Annotated in this window: 21 protein-coding genes; 14 read left to right on the forward strand and 7 right to left on the reverse strand. The window is 72.9% G+C overall.

Going from position 1 to position 25,080, the window contains the following annotated elements; genetic code table 11:
* Positions 1-15: 15 nt before the first annotated feature.
* Genes BMW85_RS29735 through BMW85_RS29755 form a run of 5 tightly spaced genes read left to right on the forward strand, consistent with a single transcriptional unit; the run spans position 16 to position 6,284 of the window.
* Positions 16-780, forward strand: coding sequence for an SDR family NAD(P)-dependent oxidoreductase (locus tag BMW85_RS29735; RefSeq protein ID WP_091087949.1), 765 nt, complete (start codon positions 16-18; stop codon positions 778-780).
* On the forward strand, positions 780-2,879 hold the full coding sequence (locus BMW85_RS29740) for a hydantoinase/oxoprolinase family protein (RefSeq protein WP_218155975.1): 2,100 nt from the start codon (positions 780-782) through the stop codon (positions 2,877-2,879). Before BMW85_RS29735 ends, BMW85_RS29740 begins: the two co-directional genes overlap by 1 nt.
* Positions 2,879-5,005: a hydantoinase B/oxoprolinase family protein gene (locus BMW85_RS29745; protein ID WP_091087952.1), complete on the forward strand. Its 2,127-nt coding sequence runs from the start codon at positions 2,879-2,881 to the stop codon at positions 5,003-5,005. Before BMW85_RS29740 ends, BMW85_RS29745 begins: the two co-directional genes overlap by 1 nt.
* Complete coding sequence (locus BMW85_RS29750) at positions 5,002-5,898, forward strand: beta-keto acid cleavage family enzyme (protein ID WP_091087954.1); 897 nt, start codon at positions 5,002-5,004, stop codon at positions 5,896-5,898. The genes BMW85_RS29745 and BMW85_RS29750 overlap by 4 nt, the downstream gene beginning before the upstream one ends.
* Positions 5,895-6,284, forward strand: coding sequence for an acyl-CoA thioesterase (locus BMW85_RS29755; RefSeq protein WP_091087956.1), 390 nt, complete (start codon positions 5,895-5,897; stop codon positions 6,282-6,284). The genes BMW85_RS29750 and BMW85_RS29755 overlap by 4 nt, the downstream gene beginning before the upstream one ends.
* Here BMW85_RS29755 and BMW85_RS29760 read toward each other — a convergent pair.
* From BMW85_RS29760 to BMW85_RS29770, 3 genes are read right to left on the reverse strand one after another with little or no spacing between them, the layout of a single operon-like run.
* Positions 6,265-7,539 carry an RNA polymerase sigma factor gene (locus BMW85_RS29760; protein WP_091087958.1) on the reverse strand — a complete coding sequence of 425 codons (1,275 nt, stop codon included), beginning with the start codon at positions 7,537-7,539 and terminating at the stop codon, positions 6,265-6,267. The two genes, BMW85_RS29755 and BMW85_RS29760, sit on opposite strands and share 20 nt — an antisense overlap.
* 57 nt (positions 7,540-7,596) lie before the next feature.
* Positions 7,597-7,971, reverse strand: coding sequence for a YciI family protein (locus BMW85_RS29765; protein ID WP_091087960.1), 375 nt, complete (start codon positions 7,969-7,971; stop codon positions 7,597-7,599).
* Positions 7,972-8,010: 39 nt separating this feature from the next.
* On the reverse strand, positions 8,011-8,673 hold the full coding sequence (locus BMW85_RS29770) for a DUF998 domain-containing protein (RefSeq protein WP_091087963.1): 663 nt from the start codon (positions 8,671-8,673) through the stop codon (positions 8,011-8,013).
* A gap of 404 nt (positions 8,674-9,077) precedes the next feature.
* Here BMW85_RS29770 and BMW85_RS29775 point away from each other — a divergent pair, with 404 nt between their 5' ends.
* Together BMW85_RS29775 and BMW85_RS29780 are read left to right on the forward strand one after the other, a co-directional pair.
* Entirely contained in the window at positions 9,078-9,980 is a 903-nt protein-coding gene (locus BMW85_RS29775) for a phytoene/squalene synthase family protein (protein ID WP_091087965.1), read from the forward strand.
* On the forward strand, positions 9,977-10,837 hold the full coding sequence (locus BMW85_RS29780) for a DMT family transporter (RefSeq protein ID WP_091087967.1): 861 nt from the start codon (positions 9,977-9,979) through the stop codon (positions 10,835-10,837). Before BMW85_RS29775 ends, BMW85_RS29780 begins: the two co-directional genes overlap by 4 nt.
* On the opposite strand, the gene BMW85_RS29785 is transcribed toward BMW85_RS29780, so the two are convergent.
* Positions 10,733-11,890, reverse strand: a complete 1,158-nt coding sequence (locus BMW85_RS29785; protein WP_091087970.1) for an MGDG synthase family glycosyltransferase — start codon at positions 11,888-11,890, stop codon at positions 10,733-10,735. The two genes, BMW85_RS29780 and BMW85_RS29785, sit on opposite strands and share 105 nt — an antisense overlap.
* A gap of 45 nt (positions 11,891-11,935) precedes the next feature.
* Here BMW85_RS29785 and BMW85_RS29790 point away from each other — a divergent pair, with 45 nt between their 5' ends.
* From BMW85_RS29790 to hpnH, 7 genes are all read left to right on the forward strand, one after another.
* Positions 11,936-12,658, forward strand: coding sequence for a polysaccharide deacetylase family protein (locus BMW85_RS29790; protein ID WP_091087971.1), 723 nt, complete (start codon positions 11,936-11,938; stop codon positions 12,656-12,658).
* Between the two features lie 156 nt (positions 12,659-12,814).
* On the forward strand, positions 12,815-13,693 hold the full coding sequence (gene hpnC, locus BMW85_RS29795; protein WP_245775143.1) for a squalene synthase HpnC: 879 nt from the start codon (positions 12,815-12,817) through the stop codon (positions 13,691-13,693).
* Between the two features lie 41 nt (positions 13,694-13,734).
* Positions 13,735-15,078 (forward strand): hydroxysqualene dehydroxylase HpnE, encoded by a 1,344-nt coding sequence (gene hpnE / locus BMW85_RS29800; protein WP_091087977.1) that lies wholly within the window; start codon positions 13,735-13,737, stop codon positions 15,076-15,078.
* Positions 15,075-16,082, forward strand: coding sequence for a polyprenyl synthetase family protein (locus BMW85_RS29805; RefSeq protein ID WP_091087979.1), 1,008 nt, complete (start codon positions 15,075-15,077; stop codon positions 16,080-16,082). The genes hpnE and BMW85_RS29805 overlap by 4 nt, the downstream gene beginning before the upstream one ends.
* A 1-nt stretch (position 16,083) precedes the next feature.
* Positions 16,084-17,964 carry a squalene--hopene cyclase gene (gene shc / locus BMW85_RS29810; RefSeq protein WP_091087981.1) on the forward strand — a complete coding sequence of 627 codons (1,881 nt, stop codon included), beginning with the start codon at positions 16,084-16,086 and terminating at the stop codon, positions 17,962-17,964.
* On the forward strand, positions 17,961-18,599 hold the full coding sequence (locus BMW85_RS29815) for a phosphorylase family protein (protein WP_091087984.1): 639 nt from the start codon (positions 17,961-17,963) through the stop codon (positions 18,597-18,599). The genes shc and BMW85_RS29815 overlap by 4 nt, the downstream gene beginning before the upstream one ends.
* On the forward strand, positions 18,596-19,600 hold the full coding sequence (gene hpnH / locus BMW85_RS29820) for an adenosyl-hopene transferase HpnH (protein ID WP_091087986.1): 1,005 nt from the start codon (positions 18,596-18,598) through the stop codon (positions 19,598-19,600). The genes BMW85_RS29815 and hpnH overlap by 4 nt, the downstream gene beginning before the upstream one ends.
* A gap of 7 nt (positions 19,601-19,607) precedes the next feature.
* Here hpnH and BMW85_RS29825 read toward each other — a convergent pair whose 3' ends face one another.
* The 3 genes from BMW85_RS29825 to BMW85_RS29835 are packed head-to-tail and all read right to left on the reverse strand — an operon-like array spanning position 19,608 to position 25,062.
* Positions 19,608-20,345 (reverse strand): SDR family NAD(P)-dependent oxidoreductase, encoded by a 738-nt coding sequence (locus BMW85_RS29825; protein WP_091087987.1) that lies wholly within the window; start codon positions 20,343-20,345, stop codon positions 19,608-19,610.
* Entirely contained in the window at positions 20,342-23,290 is a 2,949-nt protein-coding gene (locus BMW85_RS29830) for an FAD-binding and (Fe-S)-binding domain-containing protein (RefSeq protein WP_245775144.1), read from the reverse strand. The genes BMW85_RS29825 and BMW85_RS29830 overlap by 4 nt, the downstream gene beginning before the upstream one ends.
* Positions 23,291-23,295: 5 nt before the next feature.
* Positions 23,296-25,062 carry a thiamine pyrophosphate-dependent enzyme gene (locus BMW85_RS29835; RefSeq protein WP_091087991.1) on the reverse strand — a complete coding sequence of 589 codons (1,767 nt, stop codon included), beginning with the start codon at positions 25,060-25,062 and terminating at the stop codon, positions 23,296-23,298.
* Between the last annotated feature and the right edge of the window lie 18 nt (positions 25,063-25,080).

Below are 25,080 nucleotides of genomic sequence, written 5' to 3' on the forward strand. Positions count from 1 at the left end.
GCTGCGGGGGAACCGATGATGGCACAACAGGTCGCCGTGGTCACGGGCGCGGCGAAGGGGATCGGCCTCGCGATCGCGAGGAGACTGTCCGACGAGGGCTTCGCGGTCGTCCTCTCCGACATCGACGTCGAGGAGGTGAAGGCGCGCGCGGCTGAGCTTCCGGAAGCGCTGGCCGTGGAGCATGACGTCCGCAGTCCGGAGCACGCCCGCAGGCTCGTCGAGGAAACCCTGTCGCGCTACGGCAGGATCGACGTGCTGGTCAACAACGCGGGGACGAACATCCACTCCCACCCGACCGCGGAGATCACCGACGAGGACTTCGACTTCGTCCTGGACATCAACGTGAAGGGCACGTTCTACACGACCCGTGCTGTGATCCCCGTGATGACCGAGCGCGGGAGCGGACGGATCATCAACATGTCCTCGATCCTCGGGCTCAAGCCGGCGCCCTACGTGGCTCCGTACGTCACCTCGAAGTTCGCGGTCACCGGGATGACGCTCAGCCTCGCCGCGGAGCTCGCCCAGCACGGCATCACGGTGAACTCGGTGCATCCCGGCATCGTCGCCACCGCCCTGCACGAGCGGGTCACCGAGGGCATCAGCCAGCTGCGCGGTCTCAGCGTGGGCGACGCCTGGGAGTGGTTCCGCGAAGGCATCCCGATGGGCCGGTTCCAGACCGCCGAGGACGTGGCGGCGCTCGTCGCCTTCCTCGCGTCCGACGCCGCGAAGGACGTCACGGGCTCATCGTTCAAGATCGACGGCGGCATGGGGGTTGTCTGATGGTGACAGAGACGACGATCGAGCCGGGATGGGCCGTCGGCAGCGACGTCGGCGGCACCTTCACCGACCTCTGGCTGCGCTCACCGTCGGGCGACACGTGGGTGTGCAAGTCGCCGACCACCGACGACGTGGTGACCGGCGTGGTCAACGCGGTCCGGCTGGCGGCGGAGACCGCCGGTGTCGACCTCCGCCGGCTCGCACCCGCCGTCACGCGGTTCGGTCACGGCACCACCGTCGGACTGAACGCGCTGCTGACGGGGCGCGCAGCGCGGACCGGGCTCATCACGACGCGCGGTTTCGGTGACGTTCTGGAGATCGGGCGGCTGCGGCGCGGCACGGCCGGTCTCCAGGGGCTCGACCTGGGCGACTACCATCTGCGCGGCCGGACTCCCCCGCTCGTCCCCCGCACTCTCGTCGCCGAGGTCCACGAGCGCGTCGACTCCGACGGGCTCGTACGCACCCCGCTGGACGCGGGCTCGGTCCGCGAGGCGGTGCTCAAGCTGAAGGACGCCGGGGTCGAGGCCGTCGCGATCTGCCTGCTCTGGGCGACCGAGAACCCGGCGCACGAGCGAGAGGTGGCGGCCGCCGTCCGTACGATGATGCCCGGCGTCTTCGTCTCGCTCTCGCACGAGATCGCGCCGTCGGTCGGCGAGTACGCACGCGCCTCGACGACCGTGGCCAACGCGGCGCTCGGCCCGATCCAGGGCCACTACCTCGCCCGCCTGGAGGAAGAGCTCGCGGCCCTCGGCATGACGGCCCCGATCATGATGACCACGAGCGCCGGCGGCGTCGTCCCCGCGCGTACGGTCACCGAGCGTCCCGTGTCCAACCTCCTCTCGGGTCCGGCGTCGTGCGTCGTCGCCGGGCAGAAGCTCGGCTCCCTGCTCGGCACGACGCACGTCCTGACGATGGACGTCGGCGGCACGAGCTTCGACGTCGGCGTGATCGTCGACGGAGTCGCCCTCATGACCGACGAGGTGACCTTCGGCGGCGCCGACATGCGCGTGCCGAGCATCGACATCGCGAGCATCGGCGCCGGCGGCGGCTCCATCGCCGCCGTCGAGGGCGGCGTCCTCAGCGTCGGTCCGCGCAGTGCGGGCGCCCACCCGGGCCCGGTCTGCTACGGCAAGGGCGGCACGGAGCCGACGACGACGGACGCGGATCTGGTGCTCGGCGTGCTCGACCCGGAACAGTTCGGCTCCGGCGGCATCGTGCTCGACCGGCAGGCGGCGGCCGCCGCGATCGAGGAGAAGGTCGGAAGGCCACTCGGGCTCGACGCGATCGAGGCCGCGCGGGCGATCCGCGTCGTCTTCGACAACGTCATGGCCGACCTCCTGCGCGCGGTGACGATCGAACGTGGCCACGACCCGCGCGAGTTCACCCTCGTCGCGGGCGGCGGAGCCGGCCCTTCCCACGCGTGGGCCCTCTGCCGTGAGGCGGGCCTCGACGGGTTCATCGTGCCTCCGGCCGCGACCGCGCAGTCGGCGTTCGGCGCCGGCACCTCCGACCTCAAGACGACGGCTTCCCGGACCTGCTACCGCCGGGTGCTGCCCGAGGTGGGCCCCGCCGAGGAGGACGCGGCGGTGATCGCTGCCGCACTGGAGCGGACGCGCGCGGCGGTCCTCGCCGAGATCCCCGACCCGGCCCGCAGCACGGTGACGCACGTGGCGTCGATCCGCTACTTCGGCCAGGCGCACCACCTCGACGTCGCGATCGGTGACGCGCCGGACGAGGACGCCGTCGCCGATCTGCTGCAGAGGTTCGAGAAGGAGTACGAACAACTGTGGGGCAAGGGCTCAGGCTTCCGCGAAGCCGGGTTCGAGATCCTCGCGGTGCGCTCGGTCGCCGCCCTTCCCGCCACCGAGATCGGCGGAACCGGCACCGGCGAACGGTTCACCAGGCTCGGCACCCGTCCCGTCGTCTTCGACGACGCCGGCCGCCCCGACGAGACCGACGTCTACTCCGTACGGTGGCCCGCGCCCGGCCAGCGGATCGTCGGGCCCGCGCTCGTCCAGCTCCCGGGCTGCGTCGTGGTGGTACCGCCCAAGGGCGTGGCCACCACCGACTCCCTCGGGCTCATCCACGTGAAGGTGAACTGATGACGTCCCCCACAGAGAGCGATCCGGTCGTCCGGCAGGTCATCCGCAGCCGGCTCATCGCGATCACCGACCAGATGCGGCTCGCCCTCCAATCGGTCAGCGGAAGCCCGACGGTCACGGAGGCCAGCGACTTCTTCACCGGCGTCTATCTGCCGGACGGGTCGTTCGTCACCATGGGCCACCAGGTCACCTTCGAGGCGCCACCGGTCGGCTCGCTGATCCGTCACCTGCTGGCGAAGGGGACGAAGCTCAAGGACGGCGACCGCATCATCGGCAACGACCCGTTCATCGGCGCACTGCACCAGAACGACGTCCAGATGTGCGCGCCGCTCATGGTCGACGGGGAACTCCTCGGATGGGCCGGCGTGATGGCCCACGAGACCGACATCGGCGGCATGGACTTCGCGTCCTGGTCGCCGAAGGCGACGGAGGTGTGGCAGGAAGGGCTTCGCATCCCGGCCGTCAAGCTCGTGGACGGGGGCGAGCTGCGCGAGGACGTCCTTGAGATGATCCTCGCCGCGTCGCGCCTGCCCGCGCAGGTGGGCCTCGACATCCGGGCCTTCATCGCCACCCTCAACGTCGCGGCCGAGCGGATGGCGGAGCTCTCGCACCGCTACGGCAAGGACACCGTCCTGTCGGTCATGCACGCGATGGTCGACGACGCCGAGTCGCTCATGCGTGCGCGCCTGCGCGAGCTTCCCGACGGCGTCGTACGCACGCGGGACTTCCTGGAGCACGACGGGAAGAAGGACATCCTCTTCGTCATCGACTGCGTGCTGAGCAAGCGCGGCGACTCGCTGCGTTTCGACTTCTCGGGCTCCTCACCCCAGGCCAACGGCTTCATCAACTCCTCGCGAGCCGGGCTGGCCGGCGGCGTCGCCGGCGCCGTGATCCCCACGCTGGGCTTCGGCATCCCGTGGAACGAAGGCATCCTGCGCCCGGTCGAGATCTCCGCGCCCGACGGTCTCATCTGCACGGCCGTGCCGCCGGCCCCGGTCGGCTCGGCGACCGTCGAGGCGGTGTGGACGGTCAGCAACGTGGTCTCCGCAGCTCTCAACCGCCTCCTGTTCGCCTCACCGAAGTACGCGCACCGCGCCCAGGCCGTCAGCTCGGGCACCATGGCGACCTTCAACCTCTCGGGCCGCGACCGCCACGACAAGGTCTTCGGCCTTCACCTCATGGACCCGCTCGCGGGAGGTTTCGGCGCGTTCGCCGACCACGACGGCCAGAACGCGGCCGGCCCGATCAACGCGCCGTGCCCGTCGATCGCGGACGTCGAGACGAACGAGCAGAAGAACCCGCTCTTCTACCACTACCGCCGGCTCGCCACCGACACGGGAGGCCCCGGCAGGCGCCGCGGCGGCGTCAGCGCCGAGATCGGCCTCACCGTCTCGGTCCCCAAGGCCGAAGCGCTGGTCATGACGCACGGCGCCGAGGTGCCGAACTCCATCGGCATCGGCGGTGGCCTGCCCGGCGGGCTCGTCGCCCAGCGCTTCACCCCCAGGGGCGGCGCGGAGACGGACCTGGGCCCGAAGCCCGGCTCCTTCCCCATCACTCCGGCCGACCTCTTCGAGGTCACCTGGCAGGGCGGCGGCGGCCTCGGCGACCCGCTCGACCGCTCCCCGCAGGACGTGCTGGACGACGTGCGCTACGGGCTGGTCTCCGAGTTCGAGGCGCTGGAGACGTACGGCGTCGTCCTCGCCGAGGACGGCCGGCGTGTCGACGAGGCCGCGACGTCGGCAGCCCGCAGGGGGATCCGGGCCGCGCGCCTCGGCGTGGATCCGGGCACCCTGCCCGAGCCGGCTCCCGTGAGCGACGAGCCCGTCGAAGGCGCCGTACGCCTCGCCGACCGTCTCATCGCCGTACGTGACGACGCATCGGGCCGGTGGCACGTGCGCACGCTGGACGGCACCGTCCTGTCCGTCGGCTCCACCCGCTGGCGCGAGGGCGCCCACCGCTTCCGGCCGGCTCTCCCCGCGGCCTCCGGCGCCACCCTGCACCCCGACCTCACCGTGACGGGCTGGGCGGACCCGGCCACTGGAACACTGCTCGCGATCGACGTGCACCGGCACGACCAGGAGCCGTTCCACGACATCGACCTGGAACCGATGTGGAGACGACCATGAGCCGCAAGATCATCCTCACCGTCGCCCCGACCGGCGGCATGGCGACCAAGGACCAGAACCCGCACCTGCCGGTGACCCCGCGGGAGATCGCGGACGACGTCGCCCGGTGCTGGGAGCTGGGCGCGAGCGTGGTCGCCGTGCACGCCCGGCGCGAGGACGGCCTCGCGACCTGCGATCCCGAGGTCTACTCCGAGATCAACCAGTTGATCCGGGCCCGTACCGACATCGTCATCAACAACTCCACCGGCGGCGGCATCCACGGCGACCTGCCGGTCCGGCTCAACGACGAGTTGTGGGAGCTCGACTGGAACGAGCGGATCAAGGGCATCGAGGGCGAGCACTGCGAGATGGCCACGCTGGACTCCCACACCATCACGGCCTCGTTCGAGGGCCGCGAGCACCTGGTGACCACGACGCCCAAACGCGTGCGTCGGCTGCTGGAGGAGATGACCAAGCGCGGGATCAAGCCCGAGTGGGAGGTCTTCGACCTCGGCCACATCCTCTCCGACTTCACCGAGCTCGCCGCGGAGGGGCTCGACACGAAGCCGTACTACTGCAACATCGTGCTCGGCGGCCAGCGAGGATTCCAGGGTGCGCTGCCCTACACCCCGAAGATCCTCCAGTTGCTCGTCGAGCACCTGCCGGAGGGCACGATCTGGGGTGTCTCGGGGATCGGCCCGACTCAGCTTCCCGCGACCACGCACGGCCTGCTGCTCGGTGGGCACATGCGGGTGGGCCTGGAGGACAACCTCTACTACGCGCGTGGCGTGCCGGCGACGAACGTCCGGCTCGTGGAGCGGGCGGTGCGCATCATCAAGGAACTCGGCCACGAGCTCGCCACCCCGGCGGAGGCGCGCGAGCTGCTCGGACTCAAGCAGCTGAGCGCCGCATGAGCGTGCATCGGGTACGCGGCGTGGTCGCCTTCCACGAGACCGACGCCTCCGGGCTGTACCACTACACGAACGCCCTCAAGTGGGCCGAGAACGCCGAGCACGTCCTCTACCGGTCGGTCGGCCTGCCGGTCGCCGGTTTCCCCCGGCGGACCGTCCGCGCGAGCTTCGAGCGGCCGCTCGCGGACGGCGCGGAATACGTCGTCGAGCTCCGGGTCGAGGCGCTGGGGAACACCTCGATCACCTACGGGTGGCGGATCCTCGAGGCGGAGCACGTCGCCGTGAGCGGCGCGCACACGGTCGTCCACCTCGACGACTCAGGAAAGCCCTGCCGGGTGCCCGACGTGCTGCGCGCCGTGCTGCGCGACCTCATGGACGACCCGGCGTGACGGACCCGGCGGCGGCGCGCTCCAGGAACAGGTCGCGCTCGCGCGCGTTCCTGGTCAGCTCGGCCGCGCGCCGGAACTCGGCGCTCGCCTCCTCGGCCCGTCCGAGCCTGGCCAGCAGGTCCCCGCGGACGGCGGGCAGCTGCGCGTACCCCTGCAGGGCCCGCTCGTCCCGGAGGCTGTCGGCGATCTCCAGGCCGCGTGCGGGCCCGTACGCCATGCCGACCGCGACCGCCCGGTTCAGCTCGACGATCGGCGAGGGCGTGAGGTGCGCCAGCAGCCGGTAGAGGGCGGCCATGCGCTCCCAGTCGGTGGCCTCCGGGGTGAGCGCGCGGGCGTGGCAGGCGGCGATGGCGGCCTGCAGCCCGTACGGCCCGAGCGTGCCCAGCTCCTCGGCGCGGCGCAGCGCGGCCAGGCCGCGGCGGATCAGCAGCCGGTCCCAGCGGCTGCGGTCCTGGTCGAGCAGGAGGATGGGCCTGCCGTCGGGCGCGGTCCTGGCCGGGAGCCGCGAGGACTGGATCTCCATGAGCGCGAGCAGGCCGTGGACCTCGGGCTCTTCGGGCATGAGCCCGGCCAGCACGCGGCCGAGGCGCATGGCCTCCTGGCACAGCGACGGGCGGATCCAGTCGTCGCCGGCGGTCGCCGCGTACCCCTCGTTGAAGATCAGGTAGATGACCTCCAGGAGGGAGGCCAGCCGCGCCGGCAGCTCGGCGGGCGGCGGCAGCTCGATCGGGATCTTCTTGTCGGCGAGGGTGCGCTTGGCGCGCGAGATGCGCTGCCCGACGGTCGGCTCGGGAACCAGGAAGGCGCGGGCGATCTCGGCGGTGGTCAGGTTGCCGAGCAGGCGGAGGGTGAGCGCCAGCCGGCCCTCGACGGGGAGCGCCGGATGGCAGGCGGTGAAGATCAGGCGGAGCAGGTCGTCGCCGATGTGGTCGTCGAGGGCGTCGTCGAGCTCGGCCTCCGCCGACTCCTGGCGCAGCTCCTGGTCCAGGCCGATCTCCTGCAGCTTGCGCTGGTAGGTGTCGCGACGGCGGAACTGGTCGATGGCCCGATGCTTGGCGGTGAGCGTCAGCCACGCCCCCGGATTGTCCGGCACGCCCTTGCGCGGCCACTCCTCGAGCGCGGCCACCAGCGCGTCCTGCGCCAGCTCCTCGGCCAGCCCGATGTCGTTGACCATGCGGGCGAGGGCCGCGATGACCCGGGCGGACTCGATCCGCCACACCGCCTCCACCGCCCGATGCGCAGCGTCTACCGTCATATGTCCTTGAATATCACTGGGCCGGGGACCATGTCCCCGGCCCGGTGAAGCGGCTGATCAGGCCGACGGGGCGAAGTCCTCCGGCCCGAACAGCCGCAGGATGTCCGACTCGCCCTCCCAACCCGGCCACAGGTCACGGTGCAGCTTGACGAAGCGGGTGGTCCACTCCACGATCTCCTCCTTGCTCCTGACCTCGTACAGCGCGTAGCTGATCAGCTCCTTGGCCTCGGCGAACGGCCCGTCGCTGACGGTCAGCCGGCCCCCGCTCACCTCGACCCGCGCTCCCTCGGAGCTGGGGGCCAGGCCGCTGTTGTCGAGCATGACCCCGGCCTCGGTGGCCTCCTGACCGAGCTTGAAGATGGCCTCCATGAGGTCGGCCGGCGGCGGTCCGGCGGGCTGGGCGGTGGCCTTGAACGTGACCAGGTAGCGCATGTGAATCTCCTCGTTCCAGAGAGTTGTTGTTACGGGTGGTCAGGCGGCGTGACGGTACAGGCTCAGCGACATCAGCGACAGCCAGCACCAGACCGCCACGATGCCGGCGACGAACATCAGGTTGGTCCAGGCGGATCCGGAGCCGCTCGCGATGCCGACGAACGAGCCGAGGAACAGCGTGCCGGTGACACGGGAGTACAGGGCCCAGCCGCCGCGGCCCTGGCGGGCCTGCCGGGAGGCGATGACGTAGCAGGCCGCCGCCATGCACAGGAACCCGACGCCGCCGACGGCCATGTGCAGGGTCCCTGACAGGGTGATGGCCCCCGGGCCCTCCGGGGTTCCGGCGGGGAAGCCCATAGCGGGGTCGGCGGGGAAGACCGCGGCACCGATCATGCTGGCGCCGAACACGCCGACCAGGGCCGGCGCCCATCGGGCTCCCCGCCCCGGCGTCAGTGCGCGGCGCAGGCCGGCGGCGGCGGCGATGGTGGCGAGGGCGGTGAGGACGAAGTTGGCGGTCTGGATCCAGCCGAGCTCGCCGTTGGCCAGGAAGCTCCACGGGTGGCGGGCCAGGTCGAAGCCCTCCCGGGTGAACGCCTGGGCCAGGGCGACGGTCACGTAGAAGGGTCCGGCGACGACGCCGCAGCCGAGGAGCAGGCGCTGGGTGGAGATCGGGCGGGCGTGGGTGAGCTGCTGCGTGGTCATGGTCGTCAACCTCCTGTCGGCGGGACCGGCGCATCCGGACCGTCTGCATACGCTGCGAACGGGCCGGGCCGATTTCGACACACGGTTTCAAGATCTTTTGAGATTCTTCCGGACGCGGCTCCGCCCGGGGGCGGGGGCGGGGTCCGAGGCCGCCGGCGGGCGGTGGCGGTCCGGCCGTCCCCGTCGGCCTCGGCGGCCCCTCCCGGCCGGGATCGTCGTGGAATTCTCCGGGAATTCACCGGGCGGAACAAATGGACGGTCGTATTCTTCAACCGCGCGCAAACAAACGACCCTGTCATGTCCGGCGGCTCCCTTTACGGGCGATGATCGGGTTTATCGCCGCGACCCAGCGGACAGCCCTCATTCATGCCATGGGGGAAAATACGCAAACGGCCGTCGCTGCCATGACGTCCGAGCATTCCAAGAAGGCGTACCGGCACTGCGAGCAGATCATGCGCAGTCAGGCCCGCAACTTCTCGTACGGTCTGCGGCTGCTCCCCGTCCCCAAGCGGCGTGCGCTGAGCGCCGTCTACGCGCTCGCCCGCAGGATCGACGACATCGCCGACGGCGACGGCCCGGCCGGGCGGCGGCTGGCCGACCTGTCCGCGGTCCGCGAGACGCTGGACGCGGCCGGCCCCGACGCGCACGACCTCGTGCTGGTGGCGCTGTTCGAGGCCGCGCGCCGCTATCCGATCCCGCTGCGCGCGTTCGCCGATCTGGTCGACGGCTGCGTCGCGGACGTGCACGGGAGGACGTACGCGAGCTTCGACGACCTGGTCGGCTACTGCCGGTGCGTCGCCGGCTCGATCGGGCGGCTGTCGCTGGGCGTGTTCGGCTCGGACGACGTCGAGGCGGCCACGCCGCTCGCGGACGCGCTCGGCGTGGCCCTGCAGATCACCAACATCCTGCGCGACCTGCGCGAGGACCGCATGGCCGGGCGGATCTACCTGCCCGCGGAGGACCTCGAACGGTTCGGCTGCACCCTGGACGTCGACGCGTCCGGCCGGTTCCTGGACCCGCCGGAGCGCCTGGCCGACTTGGTCAGGTTCGAGGCCGACCGGGCACGCGACTGGTTCGCGGTCGGGATGCGCCTGCTGCCCATGCTGGACGCGCGCAGCGCCGCCTGCACGGCCACCATGGCCGGCATCTACCGGTGCCTGCTCGACCGCATCTCGGCCGATCCCCACCGCGCGGTGGCGGCTCGGCTGTCCTTGACGACGAAGGAGAAATCCGTGGTCGCGGTGCGGGCCCTCGCCCGGGCCGGGCGCGGGAGAGGCCGGCCGGCCGACCGTGCCGGGTCGCATTGATCACTGCCGCGCTGCTGGCGGTGCTCGCGGCGCTGTGCAACGCCGTCTCCTCGGTCCTGCAGCGGCGCGCGGCGCTGACGGTGCCGCAGGATCCGAAGGCGCGGATGGGCCTGATCCTGGCGCTGGTGCGCAAGCCGGTGTGGCTGCTCGGGATCCTGGCGCTGATCGGGGGCTTCCTGTTCCAGGCCAGCGCGCTGTCGCGGGGAGCCGTCGCCCTGGTCCAGCCGGTCATGGTGGTCGAGCTGCCGTTCACCATGATCATTCTGTCGCTGGCGTTCGGCGCCGTCCTGGACAGGCACCTCTGGCTGGCGATCGCCGCGTTGTCGGGCGGGCTCGCGATATTCCTCATGGCGGCGTCGCCTCAGGTGGGGCGGTGGCTTCCCGACGCGATCGGCTGGATCGTCGCCACCCTCGTGACCGTGGTCGTCGTGGCCGCGCTGGTCACGGTGGGGGTCCTGGCCAAGGGGCCCCTCCGGCCCGCGGCGATGGGCGTGGCCGCGGGCATCGGCTTCGCCTTCACCGCGACGCTCATGAAGAGGGTCACGACCATCGCCCAGGAGGACCTGAGCGCGCTGCCGCTGACCTGGCAGTTGTACGCGATGGTGCTGGCCGGCCTGTGCAGTCTGGTCCTCCTGCAGCACGCCCTGCACAGCGGCCCGCTGGTGGTCGCGCAGCCCGCGCTGACCATCAGCGACCCCATCGCCGGCATCCTGTACGGCGCGCTGCTGTTCGGTGAGCCCATCCGCTCCGGCTCATGGATCGTGTTGGAGGCGATCGGCATCGGGAGCCTGGCCTATGGGGTCATCCAGCTGGCCCGCTCGCCGCTCATCCAGGCCCAGAACGCGCCCCTTCGGTGAGGAGACGAGGCCCGCCTCGGCCGGCATCGAGCGGAACAGGGCGGAGGCGCGGTCCGTACGGCGCTTGCGCGTCGGCGCGTCGTCGAGCAGGTCCAGCGCCTCCAGCAGCGCGGCCGCGTCGCCGGTGCACGCGCTCACCCCGGCCGCGGCCATCGCGCGCGCTCCGTCGCGCCCGTGGCCGCTGATCGGCCGGTGGATGACGACCGGCAGCCCGGCGGCGAACGCCTCCTCGCAGGTCAGGCCGGAGCCGTTGTCGACCAGGGCGTACGCGGCCGCCATGAGCTCGGGGACGTCGTCGCGCCAGCCGAGCGCGGGCCCCAGCCCGGCCGCGCGCAGGCGGCGCCGCAGCTCGGCGTTGTCCCCGCACAAGACGAGCGGCGTGTACCGCCCCGACCTCACCAGGGCGCGCGCGGTCGCGACGATCTCCCCGGCCCCCCATGACCCGCCCGACACCAGGACGAGCCGGTCGCCGGGATCCACGCCGACACCGCGGGCCACCCGCCCGGGATCGGCCACGGCCCGCCCGAACACCGGGCGGACGACGGGCGCGCAGCGCAGCGCCGGCCGACGGGTGCATGCGGCTACATATCCAATGATGTCGGGATTCGGGCACAGGTACCGGTCGTTGCCGCGGTGCAGCCACAACCGGTGCACCGCGAAGTCCGTGACCAGCACAGTGCTCGGGCAGGCCAGCCCGCCGCGCTCGCGCAGCCGTCCCGTGATCTGCGCGGCCAGATGGAACGTCGAGACCACCTCGTCGGGCCGCCAGCCGTCCACGAGCCGGCGCAGGCGGGCCGCCGCGAGAACCGTGAGCGGAGACGTCCCCGGCGCCCGTTTGCCGACGAAGAAGACCTGGTAGATGAGCTCGTAGAGCCAGGGGGCGCGCAGGATCATCCAGCGGTACCCGTGGCGCAGCGCCGTTCCCAGCCGGAGCGGGAAGAGCAGGAGGACATCGATGATCCGCGCTTCGGCGTTCTCGGCCGCGAGCCGCGCGGCCAGCTCGGCCGCGACCCCGTCGTGGCCGCTGCCCATCGACGCGGTGAGGATGAGCACCCGCCGCCGCTTCCCGGCTCTCCCGGGCGGACGGGCGGCGCGGCGATGAGCCGGATCGCCCTGCCGCTCGGGCTGGCCTGCCTGTCCCTGCTGCACGCGGCCCCGGCCGCCACCTGGCTGCCGTCGGTCCGGCGGTGGATGCCCGCTCTCGCCGGCGCCGGCGACCCCGGCCACGTGGCGCTCACCTTCGACGACGGTCCTCATCCCGGCTCCACCCCGCGTTTCCTGGACGAGCTCGGCCGCCTCGGCTGTCACGCGACCTTCTTCGTCCTCGGCGAGCTGCTCGAACGGCACCCGCGACTGGGCCGCCGCATCGTGGCCGAGGGCCACGAGCTGGCCGTGCACGGCTGGCGGCACGGCAACGCCCTGCTCGCCCCGCCGGGACGGCTGACGGCCGAGATCGGCCGCGCCGCCGGCCTGGTGCGGGCGGTCGCCGGGGTCCGCCCGGCCTGGTACCGCCCGCCCTACGGGGCTCTCAGCCTGGAGGCGCTGCTCTCCGCCCGCGTGCTGGGGCTGCGTCCCGTGCTGTGGACCGACTGGGGCCGGGACTGGGAGGCGGCGGCCACGCCGCGCTCGGTCCTCGCCACCGTGGCGGCCGGGCTGCGCGGCGGGGCGACCGTCCTGCTCCATGACTCCGACCACGCCTCCGTTCCTGGTTCCTGGCGATCGGCGCTCGACGCCCTCCCCGCGCTCGTGGAGCGCTGCCGGCTCATGGGCCTGAGGGTGGGACCGCTGCGCGACCACGGCGTGGCGGCGAGCCGCCGTTAAATGCTGTGCAGCGGGTTCCCATAATGGCGAGTCCCCTTTCCCCGTGCATTCAAACGCCGATTTACCGGCGGCACCGACCAGTAAATGCCGAGGCATTGGAATGCAAACAGATCGCCCTCAGGTTTGCGCTGCCCGGACACGGATAATTTCCCTGTCGTGCTGTCTCGGAAGGGCTATTCACAGGAGCTCGCGGAAAAGGCGCGCCGGGAGAACTTCCCGGTGGCCTCGCGACTGCTGCCGCGTCGGCACCGCGACCACCTCATGGCCGTGTACGGCTTCGCGCGCTCCGTGGACGACGTCGGCGACGAGGAGCCTCCCGGTGACCGGCTGCGCCTGCTGGACGAGTTCGAGGCCGATCTGGCACGGCTCTACGACGGGCAGGCCACGCGGCTGCGGCCGGTCCGGGCGCTGGCCCGTACCGTCAGGGAGTGCTCGATCCCGGCCGAGCCGTTCCGCCGCCTCATCGAGGCCAACCGGCGTGACCAGTCGGTCACCCGCTACGAGACCTTCGACGACCTGCTCGGCTACTGCGAGCTCTCGGCGAACCCGGTCGGCCGGCTCGTGCTGCACGTGTTCGGGGAGGTGAGCGAGCCCCGCCTGGCCCTGTCGGACCGCGTGTGCTCGGCGCTGCAGATCATCGAGCACTGCCAGGACGTGGGCGAGGACCACCGGCGCGGGCGCGTCTACCTGCCGCAGGAGGACCTGCGGCGGGCCGGCTGCCCGGCCGGCCATCTCGCGGCGCCGGCCACCTCGCCGCAGTTGCGCGCGGTGGTGGCCGTGCAGGCCGCGCGGGCCGCGAAGCTGCTGATCGAGGGTGAGGCGATCGTCGCCTCGCTGGCCGGTTTCGCCCGTACGGCGGTGGCGGGCTACGTCGCGGGAGGCCACGCGACCCTGGCCGCGCTGGACGGCGCCCGCTACGACGTCCTGGGCCGTGCCGTCCGCCCGCGCCGCCTGCGCCTGCTCACGGAGTGGGCGCGGGTCCTCATGACCACGAGACCGTCCGACACGGCGCTCCAACGCCTTCCGTCGGCATGAGGGGCCGCGATGAGGTCCGGCCTTCCCCTGGGACGCCTCCGATGAGGCCCCGATCGGACTCCGAGCCGGTGGCGGTGATCGGCGGCGGCCTGGCCGGCATCTCGGCGGCCATCGCGCTCACCGAGGCCGGTTGCCGCGTGACGCTGTACGAGGCCCGCCCGAGGCTGGGCGGCGCCGCCTGCTCCTTCCAGCGCGACGGGATGACGGTGGACAACGGCCAGCACGTCTTCCTCCGCTGCTGCACTGCCTACCGCGGACTGCTCGAACGCATCGGCGGCACCGGGCTGGTGGACCTGCAGAGCCGGTTCGACGTGCGGGTGCTGAGCGCGGCGGGCCGGTCCGGGCGGCTGCGCCGGGCCGCGCTGCCCGGCCCGTTGCACTTCGTGCCCGCCCTCGCGGGCTACCGCCTGCTCCGTCCCGGCGACCGGGTCCGCGCTCTGCGCGGCTCCATCGCGCTGAGCAGGCTCGATCCGGCCGATCCCGTCCTCGACGAGGTGACGTTCGGGAGCTGGCTCGCCGAGCACGGCCAGCGGGCCCCGGCCCGGCAGGCGCTCTGGGACCTGCTCGCGGTGGCGGCGCTGAACACGGGGGTCGAGGAGGCCGCGCTCGGCCCGGCGGTGAAGGTGTTCAAGACCGCGCTGCTCGGCCGGCCGGACGCCGCGGACCTCGGCATCCCGCTGGTTCCGCTCGGCGAGCTGCACGACACCGCCGCCAGGGCGGCCATCGTCCGGCGCGGCGGCGACGTACGGGTGGGGGCCAAGGTCAGCGCCATCGAGCCGGGGCCGGCCGTCGTCGTGGACGGCGCCAGGATCAGGGCGTCGGCGGTCATCGTGGCCACCCGCCACGAGCAGGCCGCGAAGCTGGTGCCCCTGGACGCGGCGCCCGGCAGGGACACGTGGAACGCCCTGGACGCGAGCCCGATCATCAACGTGCACGCCGTCTACGACCGGCCGGTCATGCCGGCGCCGTTCGTCGCGGTCACGGACTCGCCGGTGCAGTGGGTGTTCGACAAGACCCGCGTCGCGGGCCTGCGCCGGGGCCAGTACCTCGCGGTGTCCGTGTCGGTCGCGGACACCTGGATCGACCGGCCGACCGCGGACCTGCGCGAGGTGTTCGTCCCCGCGCTGCGAGCGGTTCTTCCCGCCACGCGCGGGGCCCGGCTGACCGACTTCTTCGTCACCAGAGAGCGGCGCGCGACGTTCCGCCAGGCACCCGGCAGCGGGGCGCTCCGCCCGCGCAGCACCACCCACTGGCCCGGCCTCTACCTCGCCGGCGCCTGGACCGACACCGGCTGGCCCGACACCATGGAAGGGGCCGTACGCAGTGGACTGCATGCGGCCGGCCTGGTCAGGCGGCACCTGCGACGTCAGGAGACGACGCCATGACCCTGACCCTGCCGGCCGCGGAGGCCGCCCGCGAGCTCGTGGAGCCGGTGCTGCGCGAGGCCGTCGGCCGTCTCGACCCGCTCTCCGCGCGCGTCGCCCGCTACCACTTCGGCTGGGCCGACGACCAAGGCGCTGCGAGCGGCGGCGGGAAGGCGCTGCGGCCGACGCTCGCGGTGCTGTCGGGCCGGGCGGCGGGAGCGGACGTCGAGCGGTGCCTGCCCGCCGCCGCGGCGGTGGAGCTGGTGCACGCGTTCTCGCTCCTGCACGACGACGTCATGGACGACGACCCGGTACGCCGGCACCGCCCGGCCGCCTGGACCGTCTTCGGCCGCCCGCATGCGCTGCTCTGCGGCAACGCGCTGCTCACCCTGGCCGGGGAGCTCCTGCTGGAACAGGGGACGCCCGGCGGCGCGGCCGCGGCCCGCGCGCTCAACGAGGCCGTGCTCTCGCTCGTGGCGGGCCAGGCCCTCGATCTGGAGTTCCAGGACCGCGACGACGTGACGAGGGAGGAGTGCCTGCGCATGTCGCGGTGCAAGACCGCCTCGCTGCTCGCCTGCGCCTGCTCGATCGGCGTCACGGCGGCCGGCGGCCCCGCGCGGCTGGCCGACGCCCTGGCCGCGTTCGGCACCGAGGCGGGCCTGGCCTTCCAGCTGGCCGACGACCTGCTCGGCATCTGGGGCAGCACCGAGGCGACGGGCAAGCCGGTGCTCGCCGATCTGCGGACCCGCAAGAAGAGCCTGCCCGTGGTCGCCGCGCTCACCGGCCCGACGGCGGCCGGCCGCCGGCTCGCCGAGCTGCTGGCCCGGCCCGAACCGCTCACGGAGTCCGACCTGCGCGACGCCGCCCGCCTGGTCGAGGAGGCGGGCGGGCGGGCGTGGGCCGAGGCGGAGGCCGGGCGGCGCCTCGACGCGGCGACCCGGTGCCTCGACGACGCCGACCTGCCTGCGGACGTACGAGCTGAATTCCTGCACCTCGCCCGATTCATCGCATCCAGGGACCACTGACATGACGACTCTTGAGACCAGGAACGTGCTCACCGGAGCCGAGCACGCCCTTCAGAGCGCCTGCGACCACCTGCTGGGCCTGCGGTCCCCGGAGGGCTGGTGGAAGGGCGAGCTGCAGACCAACGTGACCATGGACGCCGAGGACCTGCTGCTGCGGCAGTTCCTCGGCATCCGCACCGAGCAGGACACCGCGGAGGCCGGCCGGTGGATCCGCTCGCAGCAGCGGGCCGACGGCACCTGGGCCAACTTCCACGAAGGGCCCGCCGACCTGTCCACCACCGTCGAGGCGTACGCCGCGCTGCGGCTGGCCGGCGACCCGCCCGACGCGGCGCACATGCGCGCCGCCCGCGGCCAGATCCTGGACATGGGCGGCATCGAGGCGAGCCGGGTGTTCACGCGGATCTGGCTGGCGCTGTTCGGGGAGTGGCCGTGGCGGCGGCTGCCGGTCATGCCGCCCGAGCTGATGTTCCTCCCGTCGTGGTTCCCGCTGAACGTCTACGACTGGGCCTGCTGGGCCAGGCAGACGATCGTGCCGCTGACCGTCGTGACGGCGTACCGGCCGGTGCGCGGGCTGCCGTTCGACCTGGCCGAGCTGCGCACCGGACGGGAGCCGGACCGGGCCGCCGGCGGAGGCTGGGAGCGGGCCTTCGGCGTCCTCGACAGGGCGCTGCACCGCTACGAGCGGCGCCCTTCGCCGGTGCTGCGCCGGGCCGCTCTGAGGCGCGCCGTCGACTGGATCGTCGCCCGTCAGGAGGCCGACGGCTCCTGGGGCGGCATCCAGCCCCCGTGGGTCTACTCGGTGATGGCGCTCCACCTCGCCGGCTATCGGCTCGACCATCCGGTGATGACCAAGGCGATCAAGGGACTCGACCGGTTCACCATCCGGGACGAGAGCGGACGCCGGCTGGAGGCGTGCCAGTCCCCCGTCTGGGACACCGCGCTGGCGGTCAACGCCCTGCTCGACGCCGGCACTCCCGCCGACCACCCGGCCGTCACCGGAGCCGCCGACTGGCTGCTGCGCGAGGAGATCACCACGACGGGCGACTGGGCCGTACGCAGGCCCGGCCTGCCGCCGGGCGGATGGGCGTTCGAGTTCGACAACGACGGCTATCCCGACATCGACGACACCGCGGAGGTGATCCTGGCGCTGCGCAGGCTGGACGTCCCCGGCGTGCGGCCGGCGATCGAGCGCGGGGTCCGGTGGATGGCCGGCATGGCGAGCTCCGACGGCGGCTTCGGGGCGTTCGACGCCGACAACGACCGCATGCTCTGCACCAAGCTGCCCTTCTGCGACTTCGGCGCGGTGATCGACCCTCCGTCCGCCGACGTCACCGCGCACGTCGTCGAGGCCCTGGCCAAGGAGCGGCCCCGCTCCCCCGAGCTGCGCAGAGGCGTGGTCTGGCTGCTCAGGGCACAGGAACGGGACGGCTCGTGGTTCGGCCGGTGGGGCGCCAACCACGTCTACGGCACCGGCGCCGTCGTGCCTGCCCTCGTCGCCGCCGGGGTCAACCCGGGACATTCCTCCATACGCCGCGCCGTCGCCTGGCTGGAACGACACCAGAACGACGACGGCGGATGGGGAGAGGACCTGCGCTCCTACCGCGACCCCGCCTGGATCGGCCGGGGCGCCTCGACGGCCTCGCAGACCGCCTGGGCGCTGCTGGCCCTGCTGGCCGCCGGCGAACGCTCGCCCGCCGTGGAGAACGGGGTGCGCTGGCTCGTCGAGCACCAGCGGCCAGACGGCAACTGGGACGAGCCGTACTTCACGGGCACCGGCTTCCCCGGCGACTTCTACATCAACTACCACCTCTACCGGCTCGTCTTCCCGATCAGCGCCCTCGGGCGTTATCTGCGCCGCGACACCCCTCCGGACGTCCGATGACCGGCCTGCTCATCTGTGCCGCGCTCGGCATCGAGGCCCACGCGATCAGGCGCGGCCTGCCGGCTCACCTGACGGACGTCAGGGTGGTCGCCATCGGGATCGGCCCGCGCCGGGCCGCCCGCGCGGCCGAGCGGCTGCACGGGCAGAGGGCGGTCGCCGTCGTGGGCTTCGGCGGCGCCGTCGCCGCCAGCCTCCGGCCGGGCGACGTCCTGGTGGCGGACGAGATCCGGTACAGGGGACGCGTTCATCCCTGTCCCTGGGCCGCCCTGCTCGCCGAGGAGCTGGCCCGTGCCGGCCTGCCCGCGAGGGTCGGGCCGCTGCTCACCGTCGATCACCTCGTCAGGGGCGCCGAACGCCGTCGCCTCGCCGGTCAGGGCGTGCAGGCCGTGGACATGGAGAGCGGGCCCCTGGCCCGCGCCGCCGCGGACCGGCCGCTCGCCGCCCTACGGGTCATCGTCGACGCGCCGCGGGCGCCGCTGCTGCGCCCGGCGACGCTGGCCCGTGGCCTCGCCGCGCGCCGCACGCTCGCCGCCGTCGGACCCGTCCTGGTGCGCTGGGCGGCGGCCGCCGGCCCGCACCGGACCATCGCCCAGGAATCCGTGCCCTTCCCGCTACTGAAGGAACCGCTGACATGACGATCCCGCTTCGGCAAAGCCTGCGCATCGGCGGCTACATCCTCGGCCAGCGGCTCAGGGGACGGTCCAAGTTCCCGCTGCTGGTGGAGCTGGAGCCGCTGTTCGCGTGCAACCTCAAATGCGCCGGCTGCGGCAAGATCCAGCACCCCGCCGACGTGCTGAGACGACGGATGCCGGTGGACCAGGCCGTCGCGGCCATCGAGGAGTGCGGCGCGCCCATGGTCTCGATCGCCGGCGGCGAGCCGCTCATGCACCCGCAGATCGGCGAGCTGGTCCGCCGCCTCGTCGCCATGAAGAAGTACGTCTTCCTGTGCACGAACGCCCTGCTGATCCCCAAGAAGATCGACGAGTTCGAGCCTTCCCGGTACTTCGCCTGGACGGTGCACATCGACGGCGTCCGCGAACGGCACGACGCGGCGGTGTGCAAGGAGGGCGTCTTCGACGAGGCGGTCGCCGCCGTGCGCGAGTGCCAGCGGCGCGGCTTCCGGGTGACGACGAACACGACGTTCTTCTCCTCCGACAGCCCGCAGACCGTCATCGAGGTGCTCGACTACCTCAACGACGACCTGGCCGTGGACCAGATGATGATCTCGCCCGCGTACGCGTACGAGAAGGCGCCCGTACAGGATCGGTTCATGGGCGTGCGGGAGACGCGCGAGCTGTTCCGGGAGGCGTTCAAGGGCGGGAGGCGGCGCCGCTGGCGGTTCAACCACTCGCCGCTGTTCCTGGACTTCCTGGAGGGCCTGACGGAGCTTCCTTGCACGGCCTGGGCGATCCCGTCGTACTCGCTGTTCGGCTGGCAGCGGCCGTGCTACCTGATGGCCGACGGGTACACGCAGACCTACCGCGAGCTGATCGAGGAGACCGACTGGTCGGCCTACGGCCGGGGCCGCGACCCGCGGTGCGACAACTGCATGGCGCACTGCGGGTACGAGCCCACCGCCGTCCTCGCCACGCTCGGCTCGCTGAAGGAGTCGCTCCGGGCCATCAGGAGCGGCTGAGCGCGGGTCAGCCGAAGCGCCGCGCGAGCAGCCGGAACGGGCCGGGGGCCGCGCCGCGCAGCCTGGCCGGCAGCCTGAGCCAGCCCGGCACGAACGACTCAGGCCGGCCGTGCAGGATCGCCGCCACGACGGCCCGTGCCACCCGCTCGGGCGGGATCGGCGCCGGCCGGCCGCGCGTGTACGGGGCGCCGCGCCGCACGAAGAAGGGCGTGTCCACCACGCCGGGCAGCAGCACGGACACGCCGACGCCCGGCGCGTGGTGCAGCTCGTGGCGCAGGCCCTCCGCGAAGACCATCAGCCCTGCCTTCGTGGCCGAGTAGACCGCCTCGCGCGCCACGCCCACCGCTCCCGCGATGGAGGCCACGAACACGACGTGCCCGCGGCCCGCCGTCAGCATCCCGGGGAGCAGCAGCCGCGTCAGGGCGATCGGCGCGGCGAGGTTGACGGCGAGCAGCCGCTCGGCGCTGCCGGCCGGCATCTCCACGAACGACCCGGCCCACCCCACCCCGGCGTTGTTGACCAGGACGTCCACGTGGCCGGCCCGCGTGGCGAGCTCGCCGGCCTCCGTGGCGACGTCGCACACCACCATGTTCCCGCCGGTCGCCGCGGCGACGGCCGCGAGGCGTTCGCGGTCGCGTCCCGCCAGCGTCAGCCGGGCGCCGGTGCCCGCCAGCGCGTGCGCGGTGGCGGCGCCGATCCCCGAGGAGGCCCCGGTGATCAGCACGTGGGCGTCCGCGAGCCTCATCGCGTCGGTCCGCAGGTGTGCTGCGTACTCGCTTGGGCGAGGAGTTCGGCGAGGTGGAGCGGGCGGCTGCCGTTTCCGGTGTGTTCGAGCTGGGTGCGGCAGCTGAAGCCGTCGGCCAGGACGAGCGTGCCCGGCTCGCTCTGGCGGATGGCGGGCAGCAGCTCGTGCTCGGCGCAGGCGAGCGAGGTGCGCAGGTGTCCGGCGGTGAAGCCGAAGTCGCCGGCCAGGCCGCAGCAGCCGCCGACGGTCTTGAGCTGGACTCCGGCCTGCTGGAGCAGCCGCTGATCGGCCTCGTAGCCGAGTACGGCGTGCTGGTGGCAGTGCGGCTGGGCGACGGCGGCGCGGCCCACGTGCGGCGGTCGCCAGCCGTCGGTGCCGGTGAGCAGCTCGGCGAGGGTCTTCGTCTGCTCGGCCAGCCGGGTGACGTCCTGGTCGCCGGGCAGCAGGTTGGCGGCGTCGTCACGGAAGACGGCGGTGCAGCTCGGCTCCAGCCCGACGATCGGGATGCCGCTCCTGAGCAGGGGCGCGAGCGTGTCCAGGGTCCGGCGCAGCACGCGGCGGGCGACGCCGAGCTGCCCGGTGGAGATCCAGGCCAGCCCGCAGCACAGGGTGCGCGGCGGCACGATCACCCGGTATCCGGCGGCTTCGAGCACGGTGACGGCCGCGGCCGCGATGCGCGGGGCCAGGTTGTCGGTGAAGGTGTCGGGCCACAGCAGCACGTCGCCGCGTTCGCCGGTGCCGCGCGGCCCCCGGCGGCGGTAGGCGTCGCTGAAGCGGATCCCCGCGAAGGACGGCAGGGGCCGCGCCGGCTCGATCCCGCCCAGCCGCTTGACCAGCTGGGACAGGCCGGGCGTGTGGGTCAGGACGTTGACCAGGCCGGGCGCGAACGAGGCCAGCCGGGCCCACACCGGCAGCCAGCCCATGCTGTAGTGGGCGGCGGGCCGGAGCCGGCCCGCGTAGTGGTGGGCGAGGAACTCTGCCTTGTACGTGGCCATGTCCACCTCCACCGGGCAGTCGCGCTTGCAGCCCTTGCAGGCCAGGCAGAGGTCGAGGGCGTCGTGGACGGCGGTGGAGCGCCAGCCGTCGGTGACGGTGGAGTCGCGGTGGCCGTTCAGCATCTCGAACAGCAGCCGGGCGCGGCCCCGGGTGGAGTGCTCCTCCTCGCCGGTGGCCCGGTAGGAGGGGCACATGACGCCGCCCTGGTGGCTGCGGCACTGGCCGACGCCGACGCAGCGCATCACGGCCCGCTGGAAGCTGCCCTGGTCGTGGGGGTAGCCGAACTCGGTCTCGGGCTCGGCGGGCGTCCACGCGCTGCCCAGCCGCAGGTCCGTGGTGATCGCGTTCGGCGAGACGATCTTGCCGGGGTTCATCCGGTCGTCGGGGTCGAACACCGCCTTGACCTGCTGGAACGCGGCGACGACGGCCTCGCCGAACATCTTCGGCAGCAGCTCGGCCCGCGCCTGGCCGTCGCCGTGCTCGCCCGACAGCGAGCCGCCGTAGGAGACGGCCAGGTCGGAGGCCCGGTCGAGGAAGGCGCGGAAGGCCGCCACGCCGTCGGCGGTGAGCAGGTCGAACGGGATGCGGGTGTGCACGCACGCCTGGCCGAAGTGGCCGTACAGCGCGGCGTCGCCGTAGCCGAACTCGTCCAGCAGGCGGCGCAGGTCGCGCAGGTAGTCGCCAAGGCGCTCCGGAGGGACGGCCGAGTCCTCCCAGCCGGGCCAGGTGTCGGCCATGCCGGGCCCGCGCGCGGTCGCGCCGAGGCCCGCCTCGCGCAGATCCCAGAGCTCCGACTCGGCCTCGGGGTCGTCGAAGAACGCCACGTCCGGGGCGTGCCCGTCGCGGCCGATGTCCGCCAGGAGGGCGTGCGCCCGCCGGTCGGCGTCCTCCTGGTCGTCGCCGGTGAACGACGCCATCAGCCAGGCGCCGCCCTCCGGCAGCCGGGTCACCGCCTTCCCGTGCATGTGCTTGCGCGTCTCGTAGCCGATGAGCTTGTCGTCGATGCCCTCCAGCTGGAGCGGCTGATGGGCGGCGATCGGCAGCACGGCGTCGCCGGCCGCCGCGATGTCGTGGTAGCCGAGCACGACCAGGCTCCGCGCGGCCGGTACGGGCACCAGCGCCAGCTCGGCGCGGAGCACGGTGACCAGCGTGCCCTCCGAGCCGACCAGCGCCCGTGCCACGTCGAACGGGCCGCCGGGCAGCAACTGGTCGAGGTTGTAGCCGGAGACCCGGCGCGGGATGTCGGGGTAGCGGCGGCGGATCTCGTCGGCGTGCTCGCTCATGATCTCGCGCAGCCCGCGCAGGATCTCGGCCGGCCGGCCCCCCTCGGCGGTGATCCGGGCGTACTCCTCGTCGCTCGTGGGGCCCACCCACATGCGTGTCCCGTCGTAGCAGAGGATCTCCAACCGGACGACGTTGTCGGCGGTCTTGCCGTAGAGCTGGGCGGTGGACCCGCACGAGTTGTTGCCGATCATGCCGCCGATCGTGCAGTGGGAGTGCGTGGACGGGCGCGGGCCGAACATCAGGCCGGTCGGCTTGAGCTGCCTGTTGAGGTCGTCCAGCACGATGCCGGGCTCCACAACGCAGGTGCGCGCCCGCTCGTCCACGGAGACCAGCCGGTGGCAGAACTTCGACCAGTCGATGATCACGGCGGTGTTGCAGGTCTGGCCGGCCAGGCTGGTCCCGCCGCCGCGCGAGGTGATCGGCGCCCCGTGCTCGCGGCAGACCGCCACCGCGGCGACCGCGGCCTCCACCGTACGCGGCAGGACGACGCCGAGCGGCACCTGCCGGTAGTTGGAGGCGTCGGTGGAGTAGGCGCCCCGGCTGCCGGGGTCGAAGCGGACCTCGCCGTCGACCTCGGCGGCGAGGTCCCGTTCCAGGTCGCGTACCCGCACGTAGGGCTGCGCGCGCCGGAGAGCGGGCGTGGGAAGCGTGGCAGGACGGGTCATCACCTTCACCGGCCCATCTGGGAGATCTTGTCCTTGAACAGGGTGGTCGCGATCGACGCCTTGTGCGGCTGGCCCTTCAGGAACGCCTCGGCGAACTTCTTCGCCTGCTCGTACGTCACCTTGCCCGGCATCGGCGGCTCGTCGGGGTTGACGTCGGCGTCGACCAGCGCCGGGCCGTCGTGCGCGAGCGCCTCCCGTACGGCCTCGGGGAGGTCACGGGGGTCGCTCACCTTGCGGCCGTAGCCGCCGCAGGAGCGGGCCCAGGCGGAGAAGTCGGCGGCCGGCTCGGCGAAGCGCACGCCGTGCTCGGGGTAGCCGAGCACCATCTGCTCCCAGAGGATCTGGCCCAGCGCGTTGTTGTTGTTGACGATCACCTTGATCGGCAGGCGGTGCTGGGCGGCGGTCAGGAACTCGGCCATCAGCATCGCGAACCCGCCGTCCCCGACGAACGCGATCACCTGCCGGCCGGGGAAGGCGTGCTGCATGGAGACCGCGTACGGCAGGCCGGGCGCCATGGTGGCCAGGTTGCCCGACAGGTAGAAGCCGCGCTCGCCGCGGATGGTCCAGTGCCGGGCCGCCCAGGTGGCGATGGTGCCAGAATCGCAGGTCAGGATCGCGTCGTCGTCGGCGACCTCGTCGACGCAGGCCATGAGGTACTGCGGGGCGATCGGATGACGGTCGGACGAGCGCAGGGCGGCCATGTCGGCGCGCCAGCGCTCCATCGCCTTGGCGTACTTGGCCAGGTGACCGCGGTCGCCGTTCCGCTCCAGCAGCGGCAGGAGCGCGGCGAGTCCCTGCTTGGCGTCGCCGATCATCGGCACCTCGGTCGGCATGCGCACGCCCGCCCGGACCGGGTCGGCCTCCAGCTGCACCACGCGGGCCTGGCCCGGCTCCGGCAGGTGCTTCGTGTAGGGAAAGTTGGTGCCGATCATGAACAGCGTGTCGCAGTCCTCGACCAGCTCCTCGCCCGGCCGGGTGCCGAGCAGGCCGATGCCGCCCACGGCGAAGGGCGAGTCGTCGGGGATGACGGCCTTGCCGGGCAGAGTCTTGATCACCGGCGCGCCCAGCACGTCGGCCACCGCCAGCACCTCGCGCCGGGCGTGCAGGGCGCCGGCGCCGGCCAGGATCGCCGGCCGCGTGGCGGCGTTCAGCACCGACGCCGCCGCCTCCAGGTCCTCCTGCCGGGGAACGCCGGGGGCGCTCAGATAGATCGGCGCGGTGGCCGGCGGGCGGGCCGGCGCGACCCCGGGATAGGGGTCCTCGTGGGCGGGGGCGACCTGGACGTCGTTGGGGATGGTCAGGTGCGCCACCCCGCGCCGGGCGTACGCGGCCCTGATCGCGAGATCGACGACGCCGGGCAGCTGCGCGGGGTTGTCGACCAGGAGGTTGTACTCCGTGACGTCCTCGTACAGCCGGTCCAGGTGGACCTCCTGCTGGTAGCCGGTGCCGAGCACGCTCGTCTCCTGCATGCCGGTGATGGCCAGGACCGGCTGGTGGTCCAGCTTGGCGTCGTACAGGCCGTTGAGCAGGTGGATGCCGCCCGGCCCCGAGGTGGCCAGGCACACCCCGATCCGCCCGGTGGCCTTGGCGTGCGCGGTGGCCATGAACGCCGCCGCCTCCTCGTGGTGCACCAGCAGGAAACGGACGTCGTCACGGTGGCGGCGAAGGCCCTCCATGATGCCGTTGATCCCGTCGCCCGGCAGGCCGAACACGGTGTCCACACCCCAGGCGACCAGCCGTTCTATGAGCGATTCTGCGACGATACGGGTCATGCCCGGCGTCCTGCCCGG

This window comes from Nonomuraea wenchangensis, from assembly GCF_900111685.1.
Lineage (GTDB): Bacteria > Actinomycetota > Actinomycetes > Streptosporangiales > Streptosporangiaceae > Nonomuraea > Nonomuraea wenchangensis.

Bases quoted from the DNA above. Each gene is read 5' to 3' on its own strand.
- BMW85_RS29735 (WP_091087949.1), top strand. From the start codon at position 16: ATGATGGCACAACAGGTCGCCGTGGTCACGGGCGCGGCGAAGGGGATC.
- BMW85_RS29740 (WP_218155975.1), top strand. From the start codon at position 780: ATGGTGACAGAGACGACGATCGAGCCGGGATGGGCCGTCGGCAGCGAC.
- BMW85_RS29745 (WP_091087952.1), top strand. From the start codon at position 2,879: ATGACGTCCCCCACAGAGAGCGATCCGGTCGTCCGGCAGGTCATCCGC.
- BMW85_RS29750 (WP_091087954.1), top strand. From the start codon at position 5,002: ATGAGCCGCAAGATCATCCTCACCGTCGCCCCGACCGGCGGCATGGCG.
- BMW85_RS29755 (WP_091087956.1), top strand. From the start codon at position 5,895: ATGAGCGTGCATCGGGTACGCGGCGTGGTCGCCTTCCACGAGACCGAC.
- BMW85_RS29760 (WP_091087958.1), bottom strand. From the start codon at position 7,539: ATGACGGTAGACGCTGCGCATCGGGCGGTGGAGGCGGTGTGGCGGATC.
- BMW85_RS29765 (WP_091087960.1), bottom strand. From the start codon at position 7,971: ATGCGCTACCTGGTCACGTTCAAGGCCACCGCCCAGCCCGCCGGACCG.
- BMW85_RS29770 (WP_091087963.1), bottom strand. From the start codon at position 8,673: ATGACCACGCAGCAGCTCACCCACGCCCGCCCGATCTCCACCCAGCGC.
- BMW85_RS29775 (WP_091087965.1), top strand. From the start codon at position 9,078: ATGACGTCCGAGCATTCCAAGAAGGCGTACCGGCACTGCGAGCAGATC.
- BMW85_RS29790 (WP_091087971.1), top strand. From the start codon at position 11,936: ATGAGCCGGATCGCCCTGCCGCTCGGGCTGGCCTGCCTGTCCCTGCTG.
- hpnE (WP_091087977.1), top strand. From the start codon at position 13,735: ATGAGGCCCCGATCGGACTCCGAGCCGGTGGCGGTGATCGGCGGCGGC.
- BMW85_RS29805 (WP_091087979.1), top strand. From the start codon at position 15,075: ATGACCCTGACCCTGCCGGCCGCGGAGGCCGCCCGCGAGCTCGTGGAG.
- shc (WP_091087981.1), top strand. From the start codon at position 16,084: ATGACGACTCTTGAGACCAGGAACGTGCTCACCGGAGCCGAGCACGCC.
- BMW85_RS29815 (WP_091087984.1), top strand. From the start codon at position 17,961: ATGACCGGCCTGCTCATCTGTGCCGCGCTCGGCATCGAGGCCCACGCG.
- hpnH (WP_091087986.1), top strand. From the start codon at position 18,596: ATGACGATCCCGCTTCGGCAAAGCCTGCGCATCGGCGGCTACATCCTC.
- BMW85_RS29825 (WP_091087987.1), bottom strand. From the start codon at position 20,345: ATGAGGCTCGCGGACGCCCACGTGCTGATCACCGGGGCCTCCTCGGGG.
- BMW85_RS29830 (WP_245775144.1), bottom strand. From the start codon at position 23,290: ATGACCCGTCCTGCCACGCTTCCCACGCCCGCTCTCCGGCGCGCGCAG.
- BMW85_RS29835 (WP_091087991.1), bottom strand. From the start codon at position 25,062: ATGACCCGTATCGTCGCAGAATCGCTCATAGAACGGCTGGTCGCCTGG.